22 protein-coding genes and 3 pseudogenes are annotated in these 19,016 nt (G+C 41.5%); 6 read left to right on the forward strand and 19 right to left on the reverse strand.

The features are described from left to right. Nucleotides 1–7 precede the first annotated feature (7 nt). The 6 genes from deoB to ES017_RS12510 all read right to left on the reverse strand — a co-directional run bounded on the left by deoB (nt 8) and on the right by ES017_RS12510 (nt 4,383). The gene (gene deoB, locus ES017_RS12485; RefSeq protein ID WP_171335148.1) at nt 8–1,189 is read right to left on the reverse strand and encodes a phosphopentomutase; all 1,182 of its coding nucleotides are present in this window, start codon (nt 1,187–1,189) and stop codon (nt 8–10) included. Nucleotides 1,190–1,345: 156 nt separating this feature from the next. Further along, nucleotides 1,346–2,242, reverse strand: a complete 897-nt coding sequence (gene xerD / locus ES017_RS12490; protein ID WP_171335149.1) for a site-specific tyrosine recombinase XerD — start codon at nt 2,240–2,242, stop codon at nt 1,346–1,348. 7 nt (nt 2,243–2,249) lie between these two features. Beyond that, a complete protein-coding gene (locus tag ES017_RS12495; protein WP_171335150.1) occupies nt 2,250–2,462 on the reverse strand; it encodes a YqzK family protein in 213 nt (70 codons plus the stop codon). Between the two features lie 98 nt (nt 2,463–2,560). Continuing rightward, the gene (gene fur / locus ES017_RS12500) at nt 2,561–3,010 is read right to left on the reverse strand and encodes a ferric iron uptake transcriptional regulator (protein WP_171335151.1); all 450 of its coding nucleotides are present in this window, start codon (nt 3,008–3,010) and stop codon (nt 2,561–2,563) included. A gap of 104 nt (nt 3,011–3,114) precedes the next feature. Next, nucleotides 3,115–3,759, reverse strand: coding sequence for a stage II sporulation protein M (gene spoIIM / locus ES017_RS12505; protein WP_171335152.1), 645 nt, complete (start codon nt 3,757–3,759; stop codon nt 3,115–3,117). Between the two features lie 69 nt (nt 3,760–3,828). Continuing rightward, the gene (locus ES017_RS12510) at nt 3,829–4,383 is read right to left on the reverse strand and encodes an NUDIX hydrolase (protein ID WP_171335153.1); all 555 of its coding nucleotides are present in this window, start codon (nt 4,381–4,383) and stop codon (nt 3,829–3,831) included. A 98-nt stretch (nt 4,384–4,481) separates the two neighbouring features. Here ES017_RS12510 and ES017_RS12515 point away from each other — a divergent pair, with 98 nt between their 5' ends. Next, the gene (locus ES017_RS12515; RefSeq protein WP_171335154.1) at nt 4,482–5,396 is read left to right on the forward strand and encodes an aldo/keto reductase; all 915 of its coding nucleotides are present in this window, start codon (nt 4,482–4,484) and stop codon (nt 5,394–5,396) included. Between the two features lie 20 nt (nt 5,397–5,416). Here ES017_RS12515 and ES017_RS12520 read toward each other — a convergent pair whose 3' ends face one another. Then, the gene (locus tag ES017_RS12520; RefSeq protein WP_171335155.1) at nt 5,417–5,617 is read right to left on the reverse strand and encodes a DUF3886 domain-containing protein; all 201 of its coding nucleotides are present in this window, start codon (nt 5,615–5,617) and stop codon (nt 5,417–5,419) included. Nucleotides 5,618–5,809: 192 nt separating this feature from the next. Then, nucleotides 5,810–6,049, reverse strand: a complete 240-nt coding sequence (locus ES017_RS12525; protein WP_171335156.1) for a DUF2552 family protein — start codon at nt 6,047–6,049, stop codon at nt 5,810–5,812. A gap of 150 nt (nt 6,050–6,199) precedes the next feature. Between ES017_RS12525 and ES017_RS12530 the strand changes: the two genes are divergently transcribed. Next, entirely contained in the window at nt 6,200–6,406 is a 207-nt protein-coding gene (locus ES017_RS12530; protein WP_171335157.1) for a CDGSH iron-sulfur domain-containing protein, read from the forward strand. A gap of 28 nt (nt 6,407–6,434) precedes the next feature. On the opposite strand, the gene ES017_RS12535 is transcribed toward ES017_RS12530, so the two are convergent. The 3 genes from ES017_RS12535 to ES017_RS12545 are packed head-to-tail and all read right to left on the reverse strand — an operon-like array spanning nt 6,435 to nt 8,493. Then, nucleotides 6,435–6,752, reverse strand: a complete 318-nt coding sequence (locus ES017_RS12535; RefSeq protein ID WP_171335158.1) for an iron-sulfur cluster biosynthesis family protein — start codon at nt 6,750–6,752, stop codon at nt 6,435–6,437. Nucleotides 6,753–6,763: 11 nt separating this feature from the next. Then, on the reverse strand, nt 6,764–7,549 hold the full coding sequence (locus ES017_RS12540) for an SDR family NAD(P)-dependent oxidoreductase (RefSeq protein WP_171335189.1): 786 nt from the start codon (nt 7,547–7,549) through the stop codon (nt 6,764–6,766). Beyond that, nucleotides 7,549–8,493, reverse strand: coding sequence for an MBL fold metallo-hydrolase (locus ES017_RS12545; protein WP_171335159.1), 945 nt, complete (start codon nt 8,491–8,493; stop codon nt 7,549–7,551). The genes ES017_RS12540 and ES017_RS12545 overlap by 1 nt, the downstream gene beginning before the upstream one ends. A gap of 437 nt (nt 8,494–8,930) precedes the next feature. Between ES017_RS12545 and proI the strand changes: the two genes are divergently transcribed. Together proI and namA are read left to right on the forward strand one after the other, a co-directional pair. Further along, the gene (gene proI, locus ES017_RS12550) at nt 8,931–9,764 is read left to right on the forward strand and encodes a pyrroline-5-carboxylate reductase ProI (protein ID WP_171335160.1); all 834 of its coding nucleotides are present in this window, start codon (nt 8,931–8,933) and stop codon (nt 9,762–9,764) included. A 72-nt stretch (nt 9,765–9,836) separates the two neighbouring features. Then, complete coding sequence (gene namA / locus ES017_RS12555) at nt 9,837–10,838, forward strand: NADPH dehydrogenase NamA (protein WP_171335161.1); 1,002 nt, start codon at nt 9,837–9,839, stop codon at nt 10,836–10,838. A 37-nt stretch (nt 10,839–10,875) separates the two neighbouring features. Here the strand turns inward: namA and ES017_RS12560 are convergent, their stop codons facing one another. Next, nucleotides 10,876–11,193, reverse strand: coding sequence for a CHY zinc finger protein (locus ES017_RS12560; protein ID WP_171335190.1), 318 nt, complete (start codon nt 11,191–11,193; stop codon nt 10,876–10,878). Next, nucleotides 11,193–12,128, reverse strand: coding sequence for a ribonuclease Z (rnz, locus tag ES017_RS12565; protein ID WP_171335162.1), 936 nt, complete (start codon nt 12,126–12,128; stop codon nt 11,193–11,195). The genes ES017_RS12560 and rnz overlap by 1 nt, the downstream gene beginning before the upstream one ends. A 119-nt stretch (nt 12,129–12,247) precedes the next feature. Between rnz and zwf the strand changes: the two genes are divergently transcribed. Continuing rightward, nucleotides 12,248–13,735, forward strand: a complete 1,488-nt coding sequence (gene zwf, locus ES017_RS12570) for a glucose-6-phosphate dehydrogenase (protein ID WP_171335163.1) — start codon at nt 12,248–12,250, stop codon at nt 13,733–13,735. Between the two features lie 14 nt (nt 13,736–13,749). Continuing rightward, nucleotides 13,750–14,361, forward strand: coding sequence for a cyclase family protein (locus ES017_RS12575; RefSeq protein WP_171335164.1), 612 nt, complete (start codon nt 13,750–13,752; stop codon nt 14,359–14,361). Between the two features lie 215 nt (nt 14,362–14,576). On the opposite strand, the pseudogene ES017_RS16270 reads toward ES017_RS12575, so the two are convergent. From ES017_RS16270 to ES017_RS12615, 6 genes and pseudogenes are all read right to left on the reverse strand, one after another. Continuing rightward, a pseudogene (locus ES017_RS16270) lies at nt 14,577–15,157 on the reverse strand (IS3 family transposase); the annotation flags it as partial. Nucleotides 15,158–15,181: 24 nt separating this feature from the next. Then, nucleotides 15,182–16,060 (reverse strand): annotated as a pseudogene (locus tag ES017_RS12590) (IS982 family transposase). Between the two features lie 101 nt (nt 16,061–16,161). Next, nucleotides 16,162–16,742: pseudogene (locus tag ES017_RS16275) on the reverse strand (IS3 family transposase); the annotation flags it as partial. Between the two features lie 92 nt (nt 16,743–16,834). Then, nucleotides 16,835–17,017, reverse strand: a complete 183-nt coding sequence (locus tag ES017_RS12605) for a UPF0236 family transposase-like protein (RefSeq protein ID WP_246346339.1) — start codon at nt 17,015–17,017, stop codon at nt 16,835–16,837. 149 nt (nt 17,018–17,166) lie between these two features. After that, nucleotides 17,167–18,318: a 3-phenylpropionate MFS transporter gene (locus ES017_RS12610; protein ID WP_216367550.1), complete on the reverse strand. Its 1,152-nt coding sequence runs from the start codon at nt 18,316–18,318 to the stop codon at nt 17,167–17,169. An 11-nt stretch (nt 18,319–18,329) separates the two neighbouring features. Then, the gene (locus tag ES017_RS12615) at nt 18,330–18,953 is read right to left on the reverse strand and encodes a dienelactone hydrolase family protein (protein WP_171335169.1); all 624 of its coding nucleotides are present in this window, start codon (nt 18,951–18,953) and stop codon (nt 18,330–18,332) included. Nucleotides 18,954–19,016: the final 63 nt, after the last annotated feature.

A 19,016-nucleotide genomic window follows, 5' to 3' on the forward strand; every position in this document is an offset into this window, starting at 1 on the left:
ACGCTCCTTATTTCAACTCATGTAAAAAGCTCGTTCCGTATTTCGGCATATTTACACGGAAGTTTTCTGCAATTGTTGCTCCAACATCTGCAAACGTTTCACGCAACGGCAGTTGTTTACCTCCGTTCATGCTCGGACTATAAACGAGAAGGGGAACATATTCGCGCGTATGGTCGGTTCCATGATGAACCGGGTCATTTCCATGGTCTGCCGTAATAATTAATAAATCGTCTTCTTTTAAACGTTCAAACACTTCTGGTAAACGGGCATCAAACTCTTCTAACGCATCTCCGTATCCTTTTGGGTCACGACGATGACCGTATAATGCATCGAAATCAACAAGATTCACAAAGCTGAGCCCTGTAAAGTCCATTTGTAACGTATCGACTAATTTGTCCATTCCGTCCATATTTGATTTTGTGCGCAACGTTTGTGTCACACCTTCGTTATCGTAAATATCAGCAATTTTACCGATGGCGATCACGTCGTAACCTGCATCTTGTAATTCATTCATTACCGTACGACCAAACGGTTTTAACGCATAATCGTGACGATTCGCTGTCCGTTGGAAGCTTCCTGTCTTCCCGATGAATGGACGAGCAATGACGCGACCGACCATATATTTTTCATCAAGCGTCAATTCACGTGCAATTTTACAAATACGATACAATTCTTCTAACGGAATGATTTCTTCATGTGCTGCGATTTGTAACACTGAGTCGGCTGACGTATATACAATAAGCGCACCTGTTTCCATATGTTCAGGGCCGAGCTCATCAATAATTGCTGTGCCACTCGCTGGTTTATTCCCGATCACTTTTCTTCCTGTTCGTTTTTCTAATTCATCAATCAGCTCTTTTGGAAATCCGTCAGGAAATACTTGAAACGGCGTATCAATGCGAAGCCCCATCAACTCCCAATGTCCCGTCATCGTATCTTTTCCCGCGGACGCTTCTTGCATTTTCGTAAAATATGCTAGCGGCTTTTCGGCTTTTGGAATGCCTTGAATTTCACGAATATTGCTTAACCCTAGCTTCGCCATGTTCGGCATGTTCAAGCCGCCGCGATGTTCGGCAATATGTCCAAGCGTATCGGCACCTTTGTCGTTATATTTTTCCGCATCTGGCGCTTCGCCGATGCCAACAGAGTCCATCACAATTAAAAATACACGTTTATATGTAGGCTTCACCGTTTTACCTCCCCAATCGTTTCATTCGCTTCATAGCATGCCCACTATGAAACAAAATCACGCATCGTTCATATTTGTCAGAAGTCTGACAACTAAATTATAAAACGTTTTCATAATGAATTGCAATAAAAAAACTGTGACAAATCATCGTCACAGTCATGCCCGAGGATGAAACTGCTTGTACACATCTTTTAATCGCGTTTTCGTTACGTGCGTATAAATTTGCGTTGTAGAAATATCGGCATGTCCGAGCATTTCTTGTACGGCGCGTAAATCCGCCCCATTTTCTAATAAATGCGTCGCAAACGAATGGCGCAACGTATGTGGCGTTAACGTTTTTTGAATATTTGCTTCTTGAGCAAGCCGTTTTAAAATTTTCCAACATCCTTGTCTTGTTAAGCGCTCGCCGTGATGGTTTAAAAACAGTGCGTCTGTCGTCCCTTTTTTTCTTCGTAACAGCTCTGGTCGACCTTGCTCTATATACCGTTTTAACGCGTCTGTCGCCATTTTTCCAATCGGAACGATCCGTTCTTTCCGTCCCTTTCCGTAACAACGAATGAATCCCATCGTTAAATGAACATCAGATACGTTTAATTGAATGAGCTCGCTTACACGAATACCTGTCGCATATAACAATTCTAACATCGCCTTATCGCGAATGCTAAACGGTGTATTTTCCTTTGGCGCTTCTAATAATGCCTCGACTTCTGCCATCGACAACACGTTTGGCAATGTTCTTGGCAGTTGCGGCGTTTCAATATGAACGGTTGGATCTTGATCAACGGCTTTTTCACGCAGTAAAAATTGATGAAACGATCGAACAGATGCTAGATGACGGGCAATCGTTTTCGCCGAGCTTCCTTTTTCTTTTAAAAACTTTAAAAATTGCATAATATGAAAACGGGTTACATCATTCCAACGACACAGTTGTTCGACTTTCTGTAAATATTGAACATATTTTTTTAAGTCGCGCTCATATGACACGATCGTGTTATGAGCTAAATTTCGTTCAACAATTAAATAGTGAATAAAATCTTTTACTTGATCTTCCACACGCACTCTACTCCCCGTTTTGATAAAAAAACAATAGTCGATCGATCCAATATGTTTCTTGTTGCTCCGTCGTTGATACTTTCACAGCTGATCCCATCGGCTCATCGTAGCGACGATAATAGTTATATTCCTCGCTCATCCATACAATACTATAATAAAATAAAATCGTACATCCCGTAAATAAAAGAAACACTTTTAACACGTCCAACATTCTTCTCATGGCACACCTCCGTCAACTGTCATATAGTAAGAGGATATGCCCATTTGACCGCATTTTATACACAAATAAAAAACCTTTTCATAGACGAAAAGGTTTTACTACTCCTCATGCTTATCTTGACAACGATGGCAAATGCCGTGAAATGTTAAACGGTGGTCTTTAATTTTAAAATTCCAATCCCGTTCTACAATCGCTTCAACATCTTCTAATAAATCTTCTTGAATTTCATCGACCGCTCCACATTCAATACACACTAAATGATGATGAAAATGCGCCGCACCTTCTTTGCGAAGATCGTAGCGGGAAACGCCATCCCCGAAGTTAATTTTATCGACAATTTTCAATTCTGTTAATAACTCCAACGTGCGATATACTGTAGCTAACCCAATCTCAGGCGCTTTTTCTTTCACGAGGAGGTACACATCTTCCGCGCTTAAATGATCTTCTTCATGTTCAAGCAACACACGTACTGTTGCTTCACGTTGCGGCGTTAATTTATAACTTGCGGCATGCAATTGTTTTTTAATTCGTTCAAGGCGACCTTCCATTGTTATTCCCTCCCTCGTTACTCATTCTCATTATAACAAAAGAAAGGAACGTGTCAAAATAAAATGATTATAAACTGATAAATAAAATGATTATTAAATAATAATTATTTCTCTATTAATTCAACAACTTCTTTCATAAGTAGTGGGGATACGTATGCTTCAAGTGAAGATGCTAACGCTAAAACGATACTAAACGACAACATAATAAACGTATAACGAAGCATGGCGCGAAAAATCGATTCGGACGTTCGTTTCACAAACTGATGACGAATCATTTTTAATGAAAACGAAATAGATACAGCTGCCATCATAATAAAAATGGGAACGAGAATAATATTTTGTGGGACGACAGATACGAAAGCTAGCAAAAATCCGTTCCACCCCATTTGATTGACTAGAAAGCCAACGGTAAAACCGACCACAAGTCCTTTTAAAAACAATAAAATTAAAATAAGTGGCAATCCAATGAGTGACATTGCTAAAATCCACATCAACCCAATATATTTTAAATTTTGTAAAAAACTTTCTTTCCACACATCATGTGCACTCGCCATATTTCCTGAAGAAACTTGTCCAAAAAAATTCGTTAAATAATAATATAAATCTTCTTTTTGACTAAAGCTTAAACTATTGACAACAATCGCACCAAAAATAATGCCCATCACAAAAAGAACGACGGTAAATACATATGTCGTGTAATGCTCTTGCACGTGTTGCCCCCATGCTGTCATCCATGATCGCTTTCTCATCGCTCCATCCCCCTACACGTTCTGTTACTACATTGTATGGGAAAAGGAGCTCAATATGACAAAAAGCGGTCACACAGACCGCTTTTGCGCATGCAATTGCCAATATAAAAGGGCATAAATCGTTTTTGCATCGTAAATTTGCTTTTCTTCGACCATGTTTAGTGCTTCTTCTAACGTGACTTCGAGCACATCGACAAACTCGTCATCATCAAGCATTTGTTTTTCGCTTTTTTTCGTTAACCCTTTCGCAAGAAATATATGCACTAATTCATCTGCAAACCCGGGTGATGTGTAAAAAGAGTGAAGCGGCTCCATGTTCTCGCATACGTATCCTGTTTCTTCCTCGAGTTCACGTTTCGCTGTTTCAAGCGGTGCTTCCCCTTTTTCGAGCTTTCCTGCTGGAATTTCAACAAGTACTCGCTCTAACGCTTTCCGATATTGACGAACAAGCACGATTTTATTTTCTTCTGTAATCGCAAGTACCGCAACTGCTCCAGGATGTTTTACAATTTCCCGCTTGCTCGTTTCTCCATTTGGCAACAACACATCCTCAACATACACATCAATCACTTTTCCTGAAAAAATGCGTTGCTTACTGATCGTTTTTTCATATAAATGATCCATTGTTCCACCACCATTTTATCGTTTCATATTGATTGTACTACATATAGAAAGACAAAGAGAAAACTTATTCGGTATAATGAGAAAAAAGGAGTGGGAAAATGAAGAAACGAAAGCTCGGACATTCGAACTTATATGTGAGTGAAATTGGGTTTGGTTGCATGTCGCTTGGTACATTGGAAAGTGATGCGATTCGCATCATTCACGAAGCGATAGATCAAGGGGTAAACTACTTCGATACAGCCGATTTGTATGATCGTGGGCTAAATGAAGAAATCGTTGGAAAGGCGCTAAAAGGAAAACGCCACAATGTCATCGTCGCAACGAAAGTAGGCAATCGTTGGACAGAACAAGGAGACGGTTGGACATGGGATCCGTCAAAAGCATACATAAAAGAAGCGGTGAAGCATAGCTTGCGACGGCTACAAACCGATTATATTGATGTATATCAACTACATGGTGGGACAATTGATGATCCGATCGATGAAACAATTGAGGCGTTTGAAGAGTTGCAACAAGAAGGCGTTATTCGTTATTACGGCATCTCCTCTATGCGTCCAAATGTCATTCGCGAATACATCAAACGATCGCGCATCGTTTCTATTATGATGCCGTATAGTTTACTTGATCGCCGTGCTGAAGAATGGTTTCCGCTTTTGAAGCAACATCACGTTAGCGTCATTGCTCGCGGACCGCTAGCGAAAGGATTATTAACTGAACGCCCCATTGAGCGAGCCAGCGACGAAACAAAACAAAACGGCTATGTCGATTATTCATTCGATGAATTAGTTGCACTTATTCCAAAACTAAAAGCCGTTGCACCAAATGAAACGCTAACGACGATTGCTCTTCGCTTTTGTTTAGCTCATGATGCGGTTGCAACGGTCATTCCAGGCGCAAGCCGATTATCGCAACTAATCGAAAACGTCGCTGCTCAATCAGTAACATTGAGCGATGAACAAATTACTATGTTAAAACAACTTACAAAGCAAACGATGTTTACTAATCATCGGTAACCGAGGGTGTTCGCCCTCGGTTATTTAAATTTTCGCCAATCTAAGTCACTTTCTTCTAACCATTCGGCAAACGTTTTATTTTTTTCACGTTTACGAGCTTCTTCCTTGCGCTTTGCTTCCTCTTCTTCTTTTCGTTTTTGTTCTTCTTCTTGCAGTTGCTTTTGTTTTTTCTTTAACTGTTCGATCAGTTGCTCATTTAATCGATCTTTCAGCATAAACATCCCCTTCTTTTTTCAAACTAATAAAGAACAAACGTAAAGGAGTGAACTGTCATGTCAAAAAATAAAAGCCAAAAAGGAAAGCCGACAGCCGATACCGTTCGTCCTGTGATTGCCAAAGAGGAATTAGAAAAAGCGATTCATCCAACAAAGCGTCAAAACTCTCCGCAATAAGAAGGGGGCATTTTGCCCTCCTTACAAAATATCTGTAATACGCGGCATATGTTGTTCAATCCAGGCAAGCGCTTCATCTAACTGAACGAACGATTGTGTTTCAAATGTCATTTCATCTTGCAGTAACCAAACGTCACGTTCATCATTTGAAAATCCTACAACAGACCAATGAAGCAAGCTATACGGATGGTTATTGTACAAAAACGACACCCACGTTTTTTCTTTTGCTATTTTTCGAAGACGGTTTACTTGATCATTCACAACTATCACTCTTTCTATGTCATTTACATATACACCATCATTTTAACTCAATATCGGAAAATAAGAAAAGAGCATTCCAAAACGTAGGTTGCGTCTTTTATAAAAACAAGATAGTATATACGATATAAGGTATACAAGGAGGTGGAATATATGGCGAAAGTGCAAATTAAAGTGATGGATAACGGTTCATTTCGTGTAACCGGAGATGTTGAATTAGTTGATATGGAAGGAAACAAGTTTGAAACGAAAGAAACATTTTCTCTCTGTCGTTGCGGGCTCTCACAAAATATGCCATTTTGTGATGCAGCTCATAAAGGAAAATTTGAATCAGTTGTTCGCGCACCGAAAAACGAATAAGCCCGGCTTTTATTCCGGGCTCGTCTTTTCAACGCTCCATAAGCGACATGCGCGCATTTAAAATTTGATTCGGGCTTTTTAATTGAAAACATCCTGCCCCATCAACAACATCAATCGTCATTTGTTCATCGAAGAAAATGAGCCGATGCTTCTCCATCCAAATCGGCATATCGTTTGTTTCAATCTCCACATCATGTTCGTCTAATTGATCGACAAGCAGTAACGTAGGTACTCCGTTTACGGCACATCCGCAATCATCTGTATCGTATGTCAGCTTGACGTGCTTGTTTCCACGAACACGACGAAGTTGTTCGATCGCTCGTTCCGTTATCGTAATTTTCACCATTTACACCTCGCTTACTTTTTTAAAAATGCCCGTTTTCCCATTTTTTCGACGATCGATGGAAATAATTGATACAATCGACTTCCTATATGCATCCAAAGCGGCAAATTCACTTCGCGCGTCGGAGTAAGCATCACATCAACGATGCGCTTTGCGACAAATTCAGGCCGAAGCATCCATCGCTTTACGTTTTTTACATATTCTCCAGACGTATCAGCAACGGTAAAAAAGTTTGTTTCGATCGGTCCAGGATTGACAGCCGTCACATAAATGCCATACATCGATGCTTCCATCCGCAAACTATTTGTAAAACCGAGTACCGCATGTTTTGTGGCAGCATATACGCTTGACTTTGGTGTCGCAATTTTTCCTGCTTGTGATGCGATGTTAATAATATGACCGGATCGTTTTTTCATCATATGTGTGTACACTTTTTTTGTACATGCGATCAGTCCGAGCACGTTGACATTAAACATTTGTTTCACTTCCGAGAGATCGATATGCTCGACATATCGAAATACACCGAACCCAGCATTATTAACGAGAATATCGATATCGACAGACGCAAGCAAGCGATCGAATACAGCGTCTACTTCTTTTTCGTTACTAACATCTAACTGTTCATATAAGCAAGAGATGCCGTACGTTTGTTCAATATGTTGCGCAATTTGCGCCAACTTTTCTTTTGAGCGAGCGAGCAATATCGGTATTCCTCCACGCTTAGCTACTTCGTATGCAATTTGTTCGCCAATGCCGCTCGACGCTCCTGTAATAACGACGTATTTCCCTTTCAGCTTCATCATCTCACCACTTCGTATATATATATTTGATCGTCTTTTTCTTTTTTCACTGCCCCAATTGCCTCTAAATAATCAAGCTGACCAATCGTTTCCGACATCGTCAATAAAAATTCCCGTTCATATACGGTTGGAAAAAGCGCTCGGCATACGTCAAATGCCGTCATTGGTTTTTCGCTCAACAATTGCCATACGTGTTGGGCACGCTCTTTTTGTTTTTCAAGCCGCTTTGCGATAAGCGGTGCGACATCCGTCACATCTTCTCCGTGTCCTGTAACAATTGTTGTAATGTCGTAATTCAATAATTTTTTCAATGAATCGTTATATTGCAAAAGTGGTTTTGGACGCTCTTGTTCCCCGATCGCAGGCGGTTCTAACAACGGATTCGATGAAATCGTTGCTAGTAAATGATCCCCCCCGATCATCAGACCGTCCGCTTCCCGATATAAAACAATATGACTTTGTGCGTGTCCCGGTGTTTCAATGACCGTCCAACCTTCAATCATATCCCCTTCTTTTACTTCTTGGGTGAGCGAGCGCTCGCACGAAAAACGGAGAGAACGCCGAAAGTTCCCAAGTTTCGCTATGCCTTCTTCACCGATGCCACACTCGATTAAAAATTGCTCGAAATATTGCTGATGCCACGCAAAAAAAGCAGCATCTTTCGCAATCCAAGGTGCAGCTTTGCGATGGCCGATAACGGGAAGCGACGGCGGTAAATAATCGAGTAAACCGACGTGATCTGGATGGTGATGTGTAATGATGACTTGCTCAATATCCTCCGGTTCATAACCGAGTTCGCGTAATTCACGAACGAAGACACGCCATGCTTCTTCCGTTTTCACCCCAGCATCAATAAGCGTTAAACGGTCTCCTTTGACAATATACATATTCACATCGCCAACGGCAAATGGCGTTGGGACGACAATGCGATGCAACTGTTCCATTTTTCCGACTCCTTCATTATATCATCATAACTTTTCGTTTCGTCTGTTTATCAGTTTACACTTATTTTTTTCGTTTGTCATTTGTTTTTATTTATTTATTAAAAAATTCAGAAAATAAAAACGTGTAACCTATTGACAACAAGCTTGTTTTTCATGCATAATTGCAAACAAATCATATATGTGTAAAGCGATGAATAGGGCCAGTACATGATAAACGGTAACAAGAGAGTGAAACCCATCGGCTGAAAGGTTTCATTACCCTCTTTATCATGGAACCTACCCTATGAGCAGTTAGGCAAACCTAACCGTCTTGCCGACGATACCGGCATAAGAGGTGGGCACATTGTGCCAACAAAGGTGGTACCGCGGAAATAAAGACCTTTCCGTCCTTTATCGGACGAAAGGTCTTTTTATTTTGGAGACGAGGAGGAGAATAGATGAGTAAAGAAATAACGGTGACGTTTCTCGGTGCAGGGTCGATGGCAGAAGCGCTTATTTCGGGGGTCACACAAACGTTATATAAGCCAGAGCAAATGATCGTAACGAATCGGGCGCGCATGGAACGGCTGACATATATGAAACAAACATACGGAGTAAGAATCGAAACAAATAAAGAAAAAGCAGTGAAAGAAGCTCATATCGTTATTTTGGCGATGAAACCAAAAGACGTGGCGGAAAGTCTTATGCCAATCGCGCACGCTTTTTGCGAACAACAGCTTATTATTTCATTGCTTGCAGGAGTGACGACGGATACAATTACATCGCTCATCGGGAAAAAAATCCCTGTTATTCGCGCCATGCCAAATACATCGGCAGCAATCGGACAATCCGCCACAGCGCTAGCACAAGGTGCCTATGCAACGGATAAACATATCCACATGGCAAAAGAGCTATTTGAAACGGTCGGGATCGTCACAATTGTTGATGAAAAGCATTTACATGCAGTGACAGGATTATCAGGTAGCGGACCAGCTTACGTTTATTATTTAGTTGAAGCGATGGAAAAAGCAGCCGATGAAATCGGGCTTGATCGCGATATTGCGAAAGAGCTTATTTTACAGACGATTATCGGTGCTGCCCATATGTTAAAAGCAACAAACAAACATCCGTCTGTTTTGCGCAAAGAAGTCACAAGCCCAGGCGGAACGACAGAAGCAGGCATCGGCGTGCTTGAGCGCTATCGCTATCAAGAAGCGATGATTGCTTGCATTAAGCGGGCGACGGAACGATCAAAAGAACTTGGTGAAGCACTACTTTCTTCTGTTCAATAGTGCAAGTTGTTTTTCTTTTCCAAATACCCATGGTATCATTTGTTATGAAACATACTATGGGAGGGAGTAGACATGTTATTTTCACCATATACGATTCGAGATGTTACCTTGAAAAACCGCATTGTGATGTCGCCGATGTGCATGTATGCATGCGATCGTGAAGACGGAACAGTTCACAACTGGCATCTTATTCATTATGCAACGCGCGCTGTCGGGCAAGTCGGACTTATTATTGTTGAAGCGACAGCAGTAACAAAACAAGGAAGAATTTCAGCTCGCGATTTAGGCATTTGGGATGACGACCATATCGATGGATTGCGTACACTTACTTCGCTCGTTCATGAACAAGGCGCCAAAATCGGCATTCAGCTTGCTCATGCGGGACGAAAAGCGACGGTTGCTGGAGAAATCTTCGCTCCATCCCCTATTCCGTTCGATGACACGATGCGTACGCCAAAAGAGATGACGAAAATCGATATTGAAGAAACGATTCATGCGTTTCAACAAGGTGCGCGTCGCGCCAAGGAAGCTAGATTTGATGTCATCGAAATTCACGCCGCGCACGGCTATCTCATTAACGAGTTTTTATCACCGCTCACAAACAAACGAACAGATGAATACGGTGGAGAAAACCGTTACCGCTTTTTAAGTGAAGTGATTGAAGCGGTAAAAGAAGTATGGGACGGACCGTTGTTTGTCCGCATTTCTGCTTCTGACTACCATCCGGACGGCTTAAAGGTAAACGACTACATCGAATATGCAAAACGAATGAAAGCACAAGGTGTTGATTTGATCGATGTGAGCTCTGGCGCTGTCGTTCCAGCAAAAATTCAAGTATATCCAGGCTATCAAGTGCCGTTTGCTGAAACAATTCGCCGTGAAGCAGACGTCGCCACTGGTGCTGTCGGACTCATTACGTCTGGCTTACAAGCGGAAGAAATTTTACGCAACGGCCGCGCCGATTTGATTTTTATCGGTCGCGAGCTTCTTCGCAACCCATATTGGCCAAAAACAGCGGCAAACGAACTTGGTATATCGCTTGAAGCGCCAAAGCCGTATATCAGAGGATGGTAAAACACGACAAAGGATGTCCAATGCAGTGGACATCCTTTTATATGTCAAAATAATAGTGGGCGTGAAGTTGACAACCCGGATTAAACGCAGCATCGCAATGTGGACACCGATAATCACTCATCATATATTGTTCAATTGTCAGTTCCGTTTGACAAACGCCACATAAGACAGCTTTTTCATGAAAACGTTCTTTCGGCCATACCGCATGGTTGCCACAACCATGTTCTTCATGACAGTGCACGCACGGGAAATACGTTTGACAACAAAAAAACTTTATAGCGATAACATCGCGTTCACTATGATAATGGGCACATCTCGTTTGTTTGTCGATGACATTTCCTTTGACTTCGATCATCACTCATCATTCCCTTTTCTTATAATCGGAAATGACGAAAAATCAAAGGCAAGCGCGACATTCGGAAAAATTGTTTTTGCCTCTTCTACAAGCTGATCACACATGTTTCCTTGATAACGAGAGCTAATATGTGTCAAAATGAGTTGCTTCACTTCCGCTCGTTTCGCTACTTCCGCTGCTTGCAACGTCGTTGAATGATAGTAATCGTGCGCTAAATGGGCTTCCTCTGCGCTAAATGTCGCCTCATGGACAAGCACGTCCGCTCGTTTTGCTAGTTCAACACTTGCCTCACAATAACGCGTATCTCCCATAATCGCAACAATGCGTCCTTTTTTCGGTGGGGCTACAAAGTTTCGTCCATCAATGACAGTTCCATCATCTAATGTGACAAGCTCCCCTCGCTTAATTTGTTGATAAATCGGACCAGGCTTCACACCAAGTGCGCGCAACTCGTCAACGAGCAATGTACCCGGTAAATCTTTTTCGACAATTCGAAAACCGTACGAAGGCAAACCGTGATCAAGCAATTTTGCTGTAACAATAAACTGTTCGTCTTGAAATACGACACCTTCTGTAAACTCCTCAATATGTAGCTCATATTTGAGTCGCGTGCCGCTGACCGTTAATGCGGTTTCGATAAACGAACGAATACCTGCTGGACCGTAAACAAAAAGTGGTGTTTCTCCCCCTTGAAACGAACGGCTACCAAGCAGTCCAGGTAAACCAAAAATGTGGTCTCCATGTAAGTGCGTAATAAAAATACGTTCAATGCGTCGCGGGCGAATAGACGTATGTAAAATTTGATGTTGCGTTGCTTCTCCACAATCGAATAACCATGTCGCCCCTCTTTCTTCTAACAACTGGAGGGCAATGGCTGATACGTTTCTACCTTTTGATGGGACACCAGAGCCTGTCCCTAAAAACAATAACTCCACGCTACAAACTCCTCTCTGTTCTTTAATCAGATAAAACATTTGCGTTTACCACAATAAACCTCTAAAATTACATTATCATGAACCTTTCAAAAAATGAATAAAAGTGAGGTATATGGTCCGTGAATGACGTACAACCAAAAGCGACGATTGTAATTTTTGGCGCGACTGGCGACTTAGCAAAACGTAAACTATTCCCGTCTATTTATAAACTTTATCAAAAAGGAAAGCTTGATGAACAGTTTGCGGTTGTTGGTGTCGCCCGTCGCCCCCATACAGATGAATCGTTTCGTCATTACGTAAAAGAAACGATTGAAGAGGCAACAAAACAAGAATTAATGGATGATCCATTTATTTCTCATTTTTACTACCACTCATTAGACGCAACAAATACGCAATCATACGAACAATTAAATGAATTATTAACGCGTGTGGAAGAGCAATTTCATATTCCGGGCAACCGCATTTTTTACTTAGCGATGGCTCCTGAGTTTTTCGGAACGATTACATCGCATTTAAAATCAGAAGGACTGACAGCAACAAACGGCTGGACGCGATTAGTCATTGAAAAACCGTTCGGACATGATTTGCAAAGCGCACAAAAATTAAATGAAGAAATTCGACAATCGTTTTCCGAGGAACAAATTTTCCGAATTGACCATTATCTCGGCAAAGAAATGGTGCAAAACATTGAAGTTATTCGCTTTGCAAACGCCATTTTTGAACCGCTTTGGAACAACCGTTTCATTGCTAATATTCAAATTACATCAAGCGAAACACTCGGTGTAGAAGACCGTGGGCGCTACTACGACCACTCTGGTGCGCTTCGCGATATGGTGCAAAACCATATGCTGCAAATGGTCGCGCTTTTGGCGATGGAACCACCAATTAAGTTGACGACAGACGATATTCGCAGCGAAAAAGTGAAAGTGTTACGGGCGCTTCGTCCGATGACGCACGATGACGTCGAGACATATTTCGTGCGTGGGCAATACGGACGCGGCATCGTGCGCGGGCAACAAGTCGTCGGATATCGTGAAGAACATAACGTCGATCCAAACTCCAATACAGAAACATTTGTTGCAGGGAAATTAATGATCGACAACTTCCGCTGGGCAGGTGTGCCATTTTACATACGAACAGGAAAACGAATGACGGAAAAATCGACGAAAATCGTTGTACAATTTAAAGATGTGCCGATGAACTTATATTATCGCACAAGCGAACACGTTCATCCGAACTTGCTCGTCATCCATATTCAGCCCGATGAAGGCATTACCCTTCATTTAAACGCGAAAAAAAGCGGCGAAAGCATGAAAACGACGCCGATTAAGCTCGATTACTGCAACAATTGCATCGACGGCATTAATACGCCAGAAGCGTATGAGAAATTGTTATATGACTGCATGCGCGGCGATGCGACAAACTTTACGCATTGGGATGAAGTCGCTGCCTCATGGAGCTTCATCGACCCGATTTCTGAAGTATGGGAAAATACGAAAGCAGTTGACTTTCCGAACTACGAAGCTGGCTCGATGGGACCGAAAAAGGCAGATGAACTATTGCAAAAAGACGGCTTTCACTGGTGGTCGCTAAACGGAACAATGTAAAGGAGGAAATAAACATGAAAATGTACGATGTCACCGCTCCAATTTTTGAGGGAATGCCTGTGTATAAAAATAAGCCGGAAAAACAACCGAAACTAATGACCATCACGAACGATTACGTCACTGAATCGCGCATCGATATGGATGTGCATACAGGCACGCACATTGATGCGCCGCTCCATATGGTAAAAAACGGAGAAACGTTCGAAACGATTCCGCTTGAAAAACTTGTCGGCTACTGCAAAGTATTGGACGTCACACATGTAAACGATCGCATTACAAAAGAAGATCTCATTCATTTTGATATTCAAGAAAACGATTTTATTTTATTTAAAACAAAAAACTCATTTGACGACGCTTTTAACTTTGAATTTATTTACGTTGCTGAAGATGCGGCAACATATTTAGCCGAAAAACGCATTCGCGGCGTCGGCATTGATGCGCTCGGCGTCGAACGCAACCAAGCGGGACACCCAACACATAAAACGTTGTTCGGTCACGGCATTATCGTCATCGAAGGACTTCGGCTAAAAGACGTTCCAGCAGGAGAATATTGGATGGTCGCTGCTCCCCTCAAACTCGTCGGTACCGACGCCGCTCCAGCGCGTGTATTGTTGTTTGAACAATAAACAATCCCCCTCGTGGTGAGGGGGATTGTTTATTGTTCAAAGTGTTGAAAAAGTGAGGCGTCAAGAAAATAGACACGTAAAATCGAGAAAAACTTTAACACCCTACTACCGCACTTCGTTTGGTGGCCTCTTGAGAAGGAGAACGGTTTGGTAAACCCTTCCCCTCCTCAAGAGGAAAGATGTCCCTTATATCGTGACTTTGTGGAGAGAAGAGTTCACTGCTTTTTGCCTTGCTGATACATCTTCTCATATGCCATCGGAGACATGTACTCGTTAGCGGAATGAATTCGCTCGGCATGATAAAAACACTCAATATATTCAAAAATCCGATGTTTGGTCTCTTCCCTTGTTGCAAAGGTCTCGTGAAAAATCAGTTCCTTTTTGATGATGCTGTGAAACGATTCCGCACATGCGTTATCATAGCAGTTTCCTTTTCGACTCATGCTGGTTTGCATTCCGTACTGTCGTAAGATGATTTGATACTCGTTCGATGCATATTGGCTCCCTTGATCCGAATGGTGAATCAGACCTGATTGAGGCTTTCTCTCGTCGATGGCTCGGTTTAAGCTTTGATCACTAACTCTTTTGTCATTCGCTCGGAAAGACACCAGCCAACGATTTTACGAGAAAACAAATCCATGACCGAAGCTAAATACAGCCAGCCTTCTTTCGTCCAAATATACGTGATATCCGCCACCCATACTTGATTCGGCTCATCTGCTTCAAACTGCTGATTCAATAAGTTAGGATACACAGGCAAATGATGCTTCGAGTTTGTGGTTGCCTTATATTTTTTCTTACCCGTGGTGCTAGTTGAGCGCTAGCGCTCAACTAGCTCGAGTGTTACAAGCGAATACACCAACAATATGCCATCTAGTGCCACTTCAAACCCTGAAATCGAATTCGCACGAATTTCTGTCATACGATACTGGTCAACGAGGACGGAGAACACCGTTTCGATCACTTTACGTTTTTGTTTGAGCCATTTCTCCCATGATTCAGATGGGCGGTGTTTCTGATTTTTGCGAGATGGAGTCCAAAAAGCGATTTGGTACTCTTCATACAACTTTTTTTGCCATTCGCTACTGATGAATCCTTTGTCACCCAAGTTATAGGGATGAGGAATTTGAGTCATGACGGTTTCAGCTGCGGTTCGATCGTGACAGGACGCCCCCGTTACCACGTATCCCATAGGTAGTCCTTGGTCTGTCACTTGAAGATGAAACTTAAACCCATAGTACCACTGCTTTTTCGACGCACAAAGCCCGATGTCGGCGATCCCTTGGAATCGTTTGACACGGTACATTCTTGCGGCATGGCACAAATCGATTGGCATGCTATCTACTACCGCATAGGCATGGTGTTGACCACGTTTCGCTCGTTCATGACGAATCCATTTGACTGCAAAGCGCAGCGCTCGGCAACGGCGATTGTATCGAGAACGTTAGAGAAAATGTCCATCCGTGAACAAGTTCCCAGTAACAAAGCGATGCCACGCACGTTCGGAAGAGAAGCCAAGCAACTTTCCTAAAAGATGAATGGCCATGATCACCGCGTCTTCTTGTTTCACTAAATGACGATTGCGACGTTGAAGATAGCATTGAATTTGTGACAGCTGGGCAGAAACAAAAAAGAAAATGGCTACGTATTGTTTTTGAATTTTCGCTTTGTCTGTTGTAAAGTGAAAGTGCTCTTGCATGAGGATTCTCCTTTCGAATGTTTGGTCGCACTTTCATTCTACAGGAGATCCACAAGCAAGGGTTATTTTTTTGCTTACTCGATTTTATCTAGCACCACAGGTTTTTTCTTTGTTTTTGAACGAATATCACCATCTTTCATGATTCTGGCGACCGTTTTTTGAGATACCTTAACCCCTTGTTTCTGAAGGATTTTTGTGATTTTTGGACTGCCATACGTTTCTCTTGACTCGATATGAATCTTTTTGATTTGCTTTTTCAATGCTTCCTGTCTTTTCTTTTGTTGACTTTCTGGTCGTTTGACCCATGCATAGTATCCACTTCTTGAAACGCCTAAGACTTCACACATCTTCGCCACGCGAAACTCCTTTCTATGCGTATGAATAAATGCATAAATGACTTCTGGTTTTTGGCGAAGATGCTCATGGCCTTTTTTAAGATCGCGTTTTCCTCCTCCAGATCCCGAATACGTTTTTGAAGTTCACGCTTTTCACGATCTTCTGGCTTGAGGTTCCCACTCCCGACAAAGCTATGCTCAGCATCTTTTTTATAATCTGCTACCCATTTATGAAGCGTTTTTGGCGAAATATCGAGTTGTCTTGCGGTTTGAGCGACCGCTTTTCTTTCCTCAACCACTAATTTTACTGCATGTATTTTGAATTCTTTATCAAAACGTCTTGTCATTATAGACACTCCCTATGATTGATGGATTTACTATACATTTCTCTATTCGTTGTGTCTATAATCTAGACTAACATCACTTCTCCAAACATCGTCTACATCCGTATCCCTCGTTTATCTTTGAGCGCGTATCGTTTTTTATCTCGTTTTTCCGCCAATGTGCGGTCGATATCCTCCAACACCTGTTGAAGCAGTTGACCATATTCTTTTTGCATATGCCGAAACAATAACTGTTCAATGTCTTTCCATGTGACTCCATCTGTGATATAATCCTGCATGGGCTCCACTCCTTTCTTTGGTTATTTTTTCGCACTTACTACCTTACAGGAGGAGAGCCCATTTTTCATCTATTTTGCTTACATATCGGACAGGTTCCTGATTATACCAAATCAGGAACCTGTCTTTTTTTCTCCCACAAACATTTTACTCATACCTGAAATGTGCTGGATTGACGGGTAAGCTTTTTAAGCATCGGGCATAGGAATAAACTAGGTGCCACGACCAATGCCATTCCGAGAAATGGGAATCCAGGTGAATACAAGTACAAGTATCCACTGACAAGTGTTAAAACCCCAGTGGTTAAACTCATGGCAAGTGATGCGTAGAGTCCATGAGCTGAAGGAATTTTGTCCTTACTAATATATTGATTAACAAAAGTCATGAATGCAAAGTGCGTGAGACCAAATGTTAAAGCGTGCAACGGTTGAGAAAACACAAAAACCAGTAGATTCTCAAAAAAATAGACACTTGACCAACGGATAATTGATGCAATCCCGGCCAATAGAAACATAGTCGCTACATCGAACTTAGTGAATACTCGATTTGAAATGTAAAAGAACCCGATTTCAGCTAAGACAGCCAAAACAAAGATTCCACCAATATAAACACTATTGATTCCTATGTGTTTAAGATAAATAACTCCGTAATTATAGTAGGTAGCATGGGAACCTTGTAAAACCATACTCAGGAGTAAACATATTAAAAATGATTTTGATTTCAGTAATTCAAAGGAACCTCCTGACCGTTGAGAAAGCTTAACTCTTAAGCTTGATGGAGATCGAATTAATGATAGGATTAAAATGAATAGATTACCGAGTAAAAACAAATAGATAATATTGTTCGCATTTTTTGAGGCTACCCATCCTGTTAACACTGATGAGAGAATAAAACCGAACGATCCCCATAATCTGCATTTTCCATAGTCAATCCCATTTTCTTCTTTTGATAGAATGGAGGCCTTTGTCTCGTTGATAGGTAACAACATGGGATAGATGAGGCTGAAAAAGACCATTACTAACATAAGCCCTGCCAAATTATTAAAAGGCAAAAAACATACTAGGATGATTAGAGATAAAAAAGCGACTATAAGCGAAACGTGTGATAACCAATACCTTTTGCACAAGGCAGGAAAAATGTACGAAGTTGAAAAAGCTCTTACTAGTAATCCGATGGATATCACGATCCCTGCTTGTTGAGCAGTTAACCCTTTTGTAATCAGCCAAACGGTCCAGTACGGTAAGAAAATCCCCCAGGTGAAGAAAAATACAAAAAAGTTTGTGGATAACCATGTTTGTTTCATAACACTTCCCCTTATGTCAATACATTTTTTTTCGTTTTCTGAATGGTTTCAATAAGTTGTAGGGACAGTTCAAAAGCCTTTCTTTCTGAATCCGGATGATAGTTATCGGAGAAGGGATTAGCGAACCCGTGCTGTCCTTTAAACAACTCGACTTTTATCCCTGATTTACAGGATAATTGCTCGACGAGCCAGTTAACATTAAATGACTTTTCGTGCTCAGAAAACAGTAATAGTACGGGTAGTTTTGGGAATAAATTGAGATAGTCTCTAATCCGTGATCCATAGTAACCTATGGCCGCATCTCCTATGCCATAATGTTCGCAACATAACCAAGCTACGGTTGCACCGACGCTATACCCCCAGAACACAATGGTTTTGTATCGAGACTTTAAGGAATCTACTAAATTTAAAACTTGTTTTTTCGCTTTTCCAAATCCAATTTCATTTTTGAAATATTGGTAAGCATCTGCCTCATCATCATAATGAAAATGATCTCGATTTAATAAATTGGGGCAGTATACGTCATACCCTTTAGCGGCAACCATTTGAGCTACGTGTTTCATATGATCGTTAATCCCATAGATTTCATGTATCAGGATGACAGCAACATCAGAATAATTACAGTGTTTTAACATGATATGACAAACTCCTTATCCTTATAATTAAAGATAGAGGGGGTGTCGCGCTCCCCCTCAGTA

The organism is Anoxybacillus sp. EFIL (assembly GCF_013096955.1).
Taxonomy (GTDB): Bacteria; Bacillota; Bacilli; order Bacillales; family Anoxybacillaceae; genus Anoxybacillus; species Anoxybacillus ayderensis.

Excerpts from the sequence above, each read along its gene's own strand:
- ES017_RS12510 (WP_171335153.1), bottom strand. The coding sequence starts at position 4,383 with ATGGATCATTTATATGAAAAAACGATCAGTAAGCAACGCATTTTTTCA.
- ES017_RS12515 (WP_171335154.1), top strand. The coding sequence starts at position 4,482 with ATGAAGAAACGAAAGCTCGGACATTCGAACTTATATGTGAGTGAAATT.
- ES017_RS12610 (WP_216367550.1), bottom strand. The coding sequence starts at position 18,318 with ATGAAACAAACATGGTTATCCACAAACTTTTTTGTATTTTTCTTCACC.
- namA (WP_171335161.1), top strand. The coding sequence starts at position 9,837 with ATGTTATTTTCACCATATACGATTCGAGATGTTACCTTGAAAAACCGC.
- fur (WP_171335151.1), bottom strand. The coding sequence starts at position 3,010 with ATGGAAGGTCGCCTTGAACGAATTAAAAAACAATTGCATGCCGCAAGT.
- ES017_RS12540 (WP_171335189.1), bottom strand. The coding sequence starts at position 7,549 with ATGAAGCTGAAAGGGAAATACGTCGTTATTACAGGAGCGTCGAGCGGC.
- ES017_RS12605 (WP_246346339.1), bottom strand. The coding sequence starts at position 17,017 with ATGCAGGATTATATCACAGATGGAGTCACATGGAAAGACATTGAACAG.
- ES017_RS12560 (WP_171335190.1), bottom strand. The coding sequence starts at position 11,193 with ATGATCGAAGTCAAAGGAAATGTCATCGACAAACAAACGAGATGTGCC.
- ES017_RS12520 (WP_171335155.1), bottom strand. The coding sequence starts at position 5,617 with ATGTTTATGCTGAAAGATCGATTAAATGAGCAACTGATCGAACAGTTA.
- spoIIM (WP_171335152.1), bottom strand. The coding sequence starts at position 3,759 with ATGAGAAAGCGATCATGGATGACAGCATGGGGGCAACACGTGCAAGAG.
- ES017_RS12575 (WP_171335164.1), top strand. The coding sequence starts at position 13,750 with ATGAAAATGTACGATGTCACCGCTCCAATTTTTGAGGGAATGCCTGTG.
- proI (WP_171335160.1), top strand. The coding sequence starts at position 8,931 with ATGAGTAAAGAAATAACGGTGACGTTTCTCGGTGCAGGGTCGATGGCA.
- ES017_RS12615 (WP_171335169.1), bottom strand. The coding sequence starts at position 18,953 with ATGTTAAAACACTGTAATTATTCTGATGTTGCTGTCATCCTGATACAT.
- ES017_RS12530 (WP_171335157.1), top strand. The coding sequence starts at position 6,200 with ATGGCGAAAGTGCAAATTAAAGTGATGGATAACGGTTCATTTCGTGTA.
- ES017_RS12495 (WP_171335150.1), bottom strand. The coding sequence starts at position 2,462 with ATGAGAAGAATGTTGGACGTGTTAAAAGTGTTTCTTTTATTTACGGGA.
- ES017_RS12535 (WP_171335158.1), bottom strand. The coding sequence starts at position 6,752 with ATGGTGAAAATTACGATAACGGAACGAGCGATCGAACAACTTCGTCGT.
- ES017_RS12545 (WP_171335159.1), bottom strand. The coding sequence starts at position 8,493 with ATGGAACAGTTGCATCGCATTGTCGTCCCAACGCCATTTGCCGTTGGC.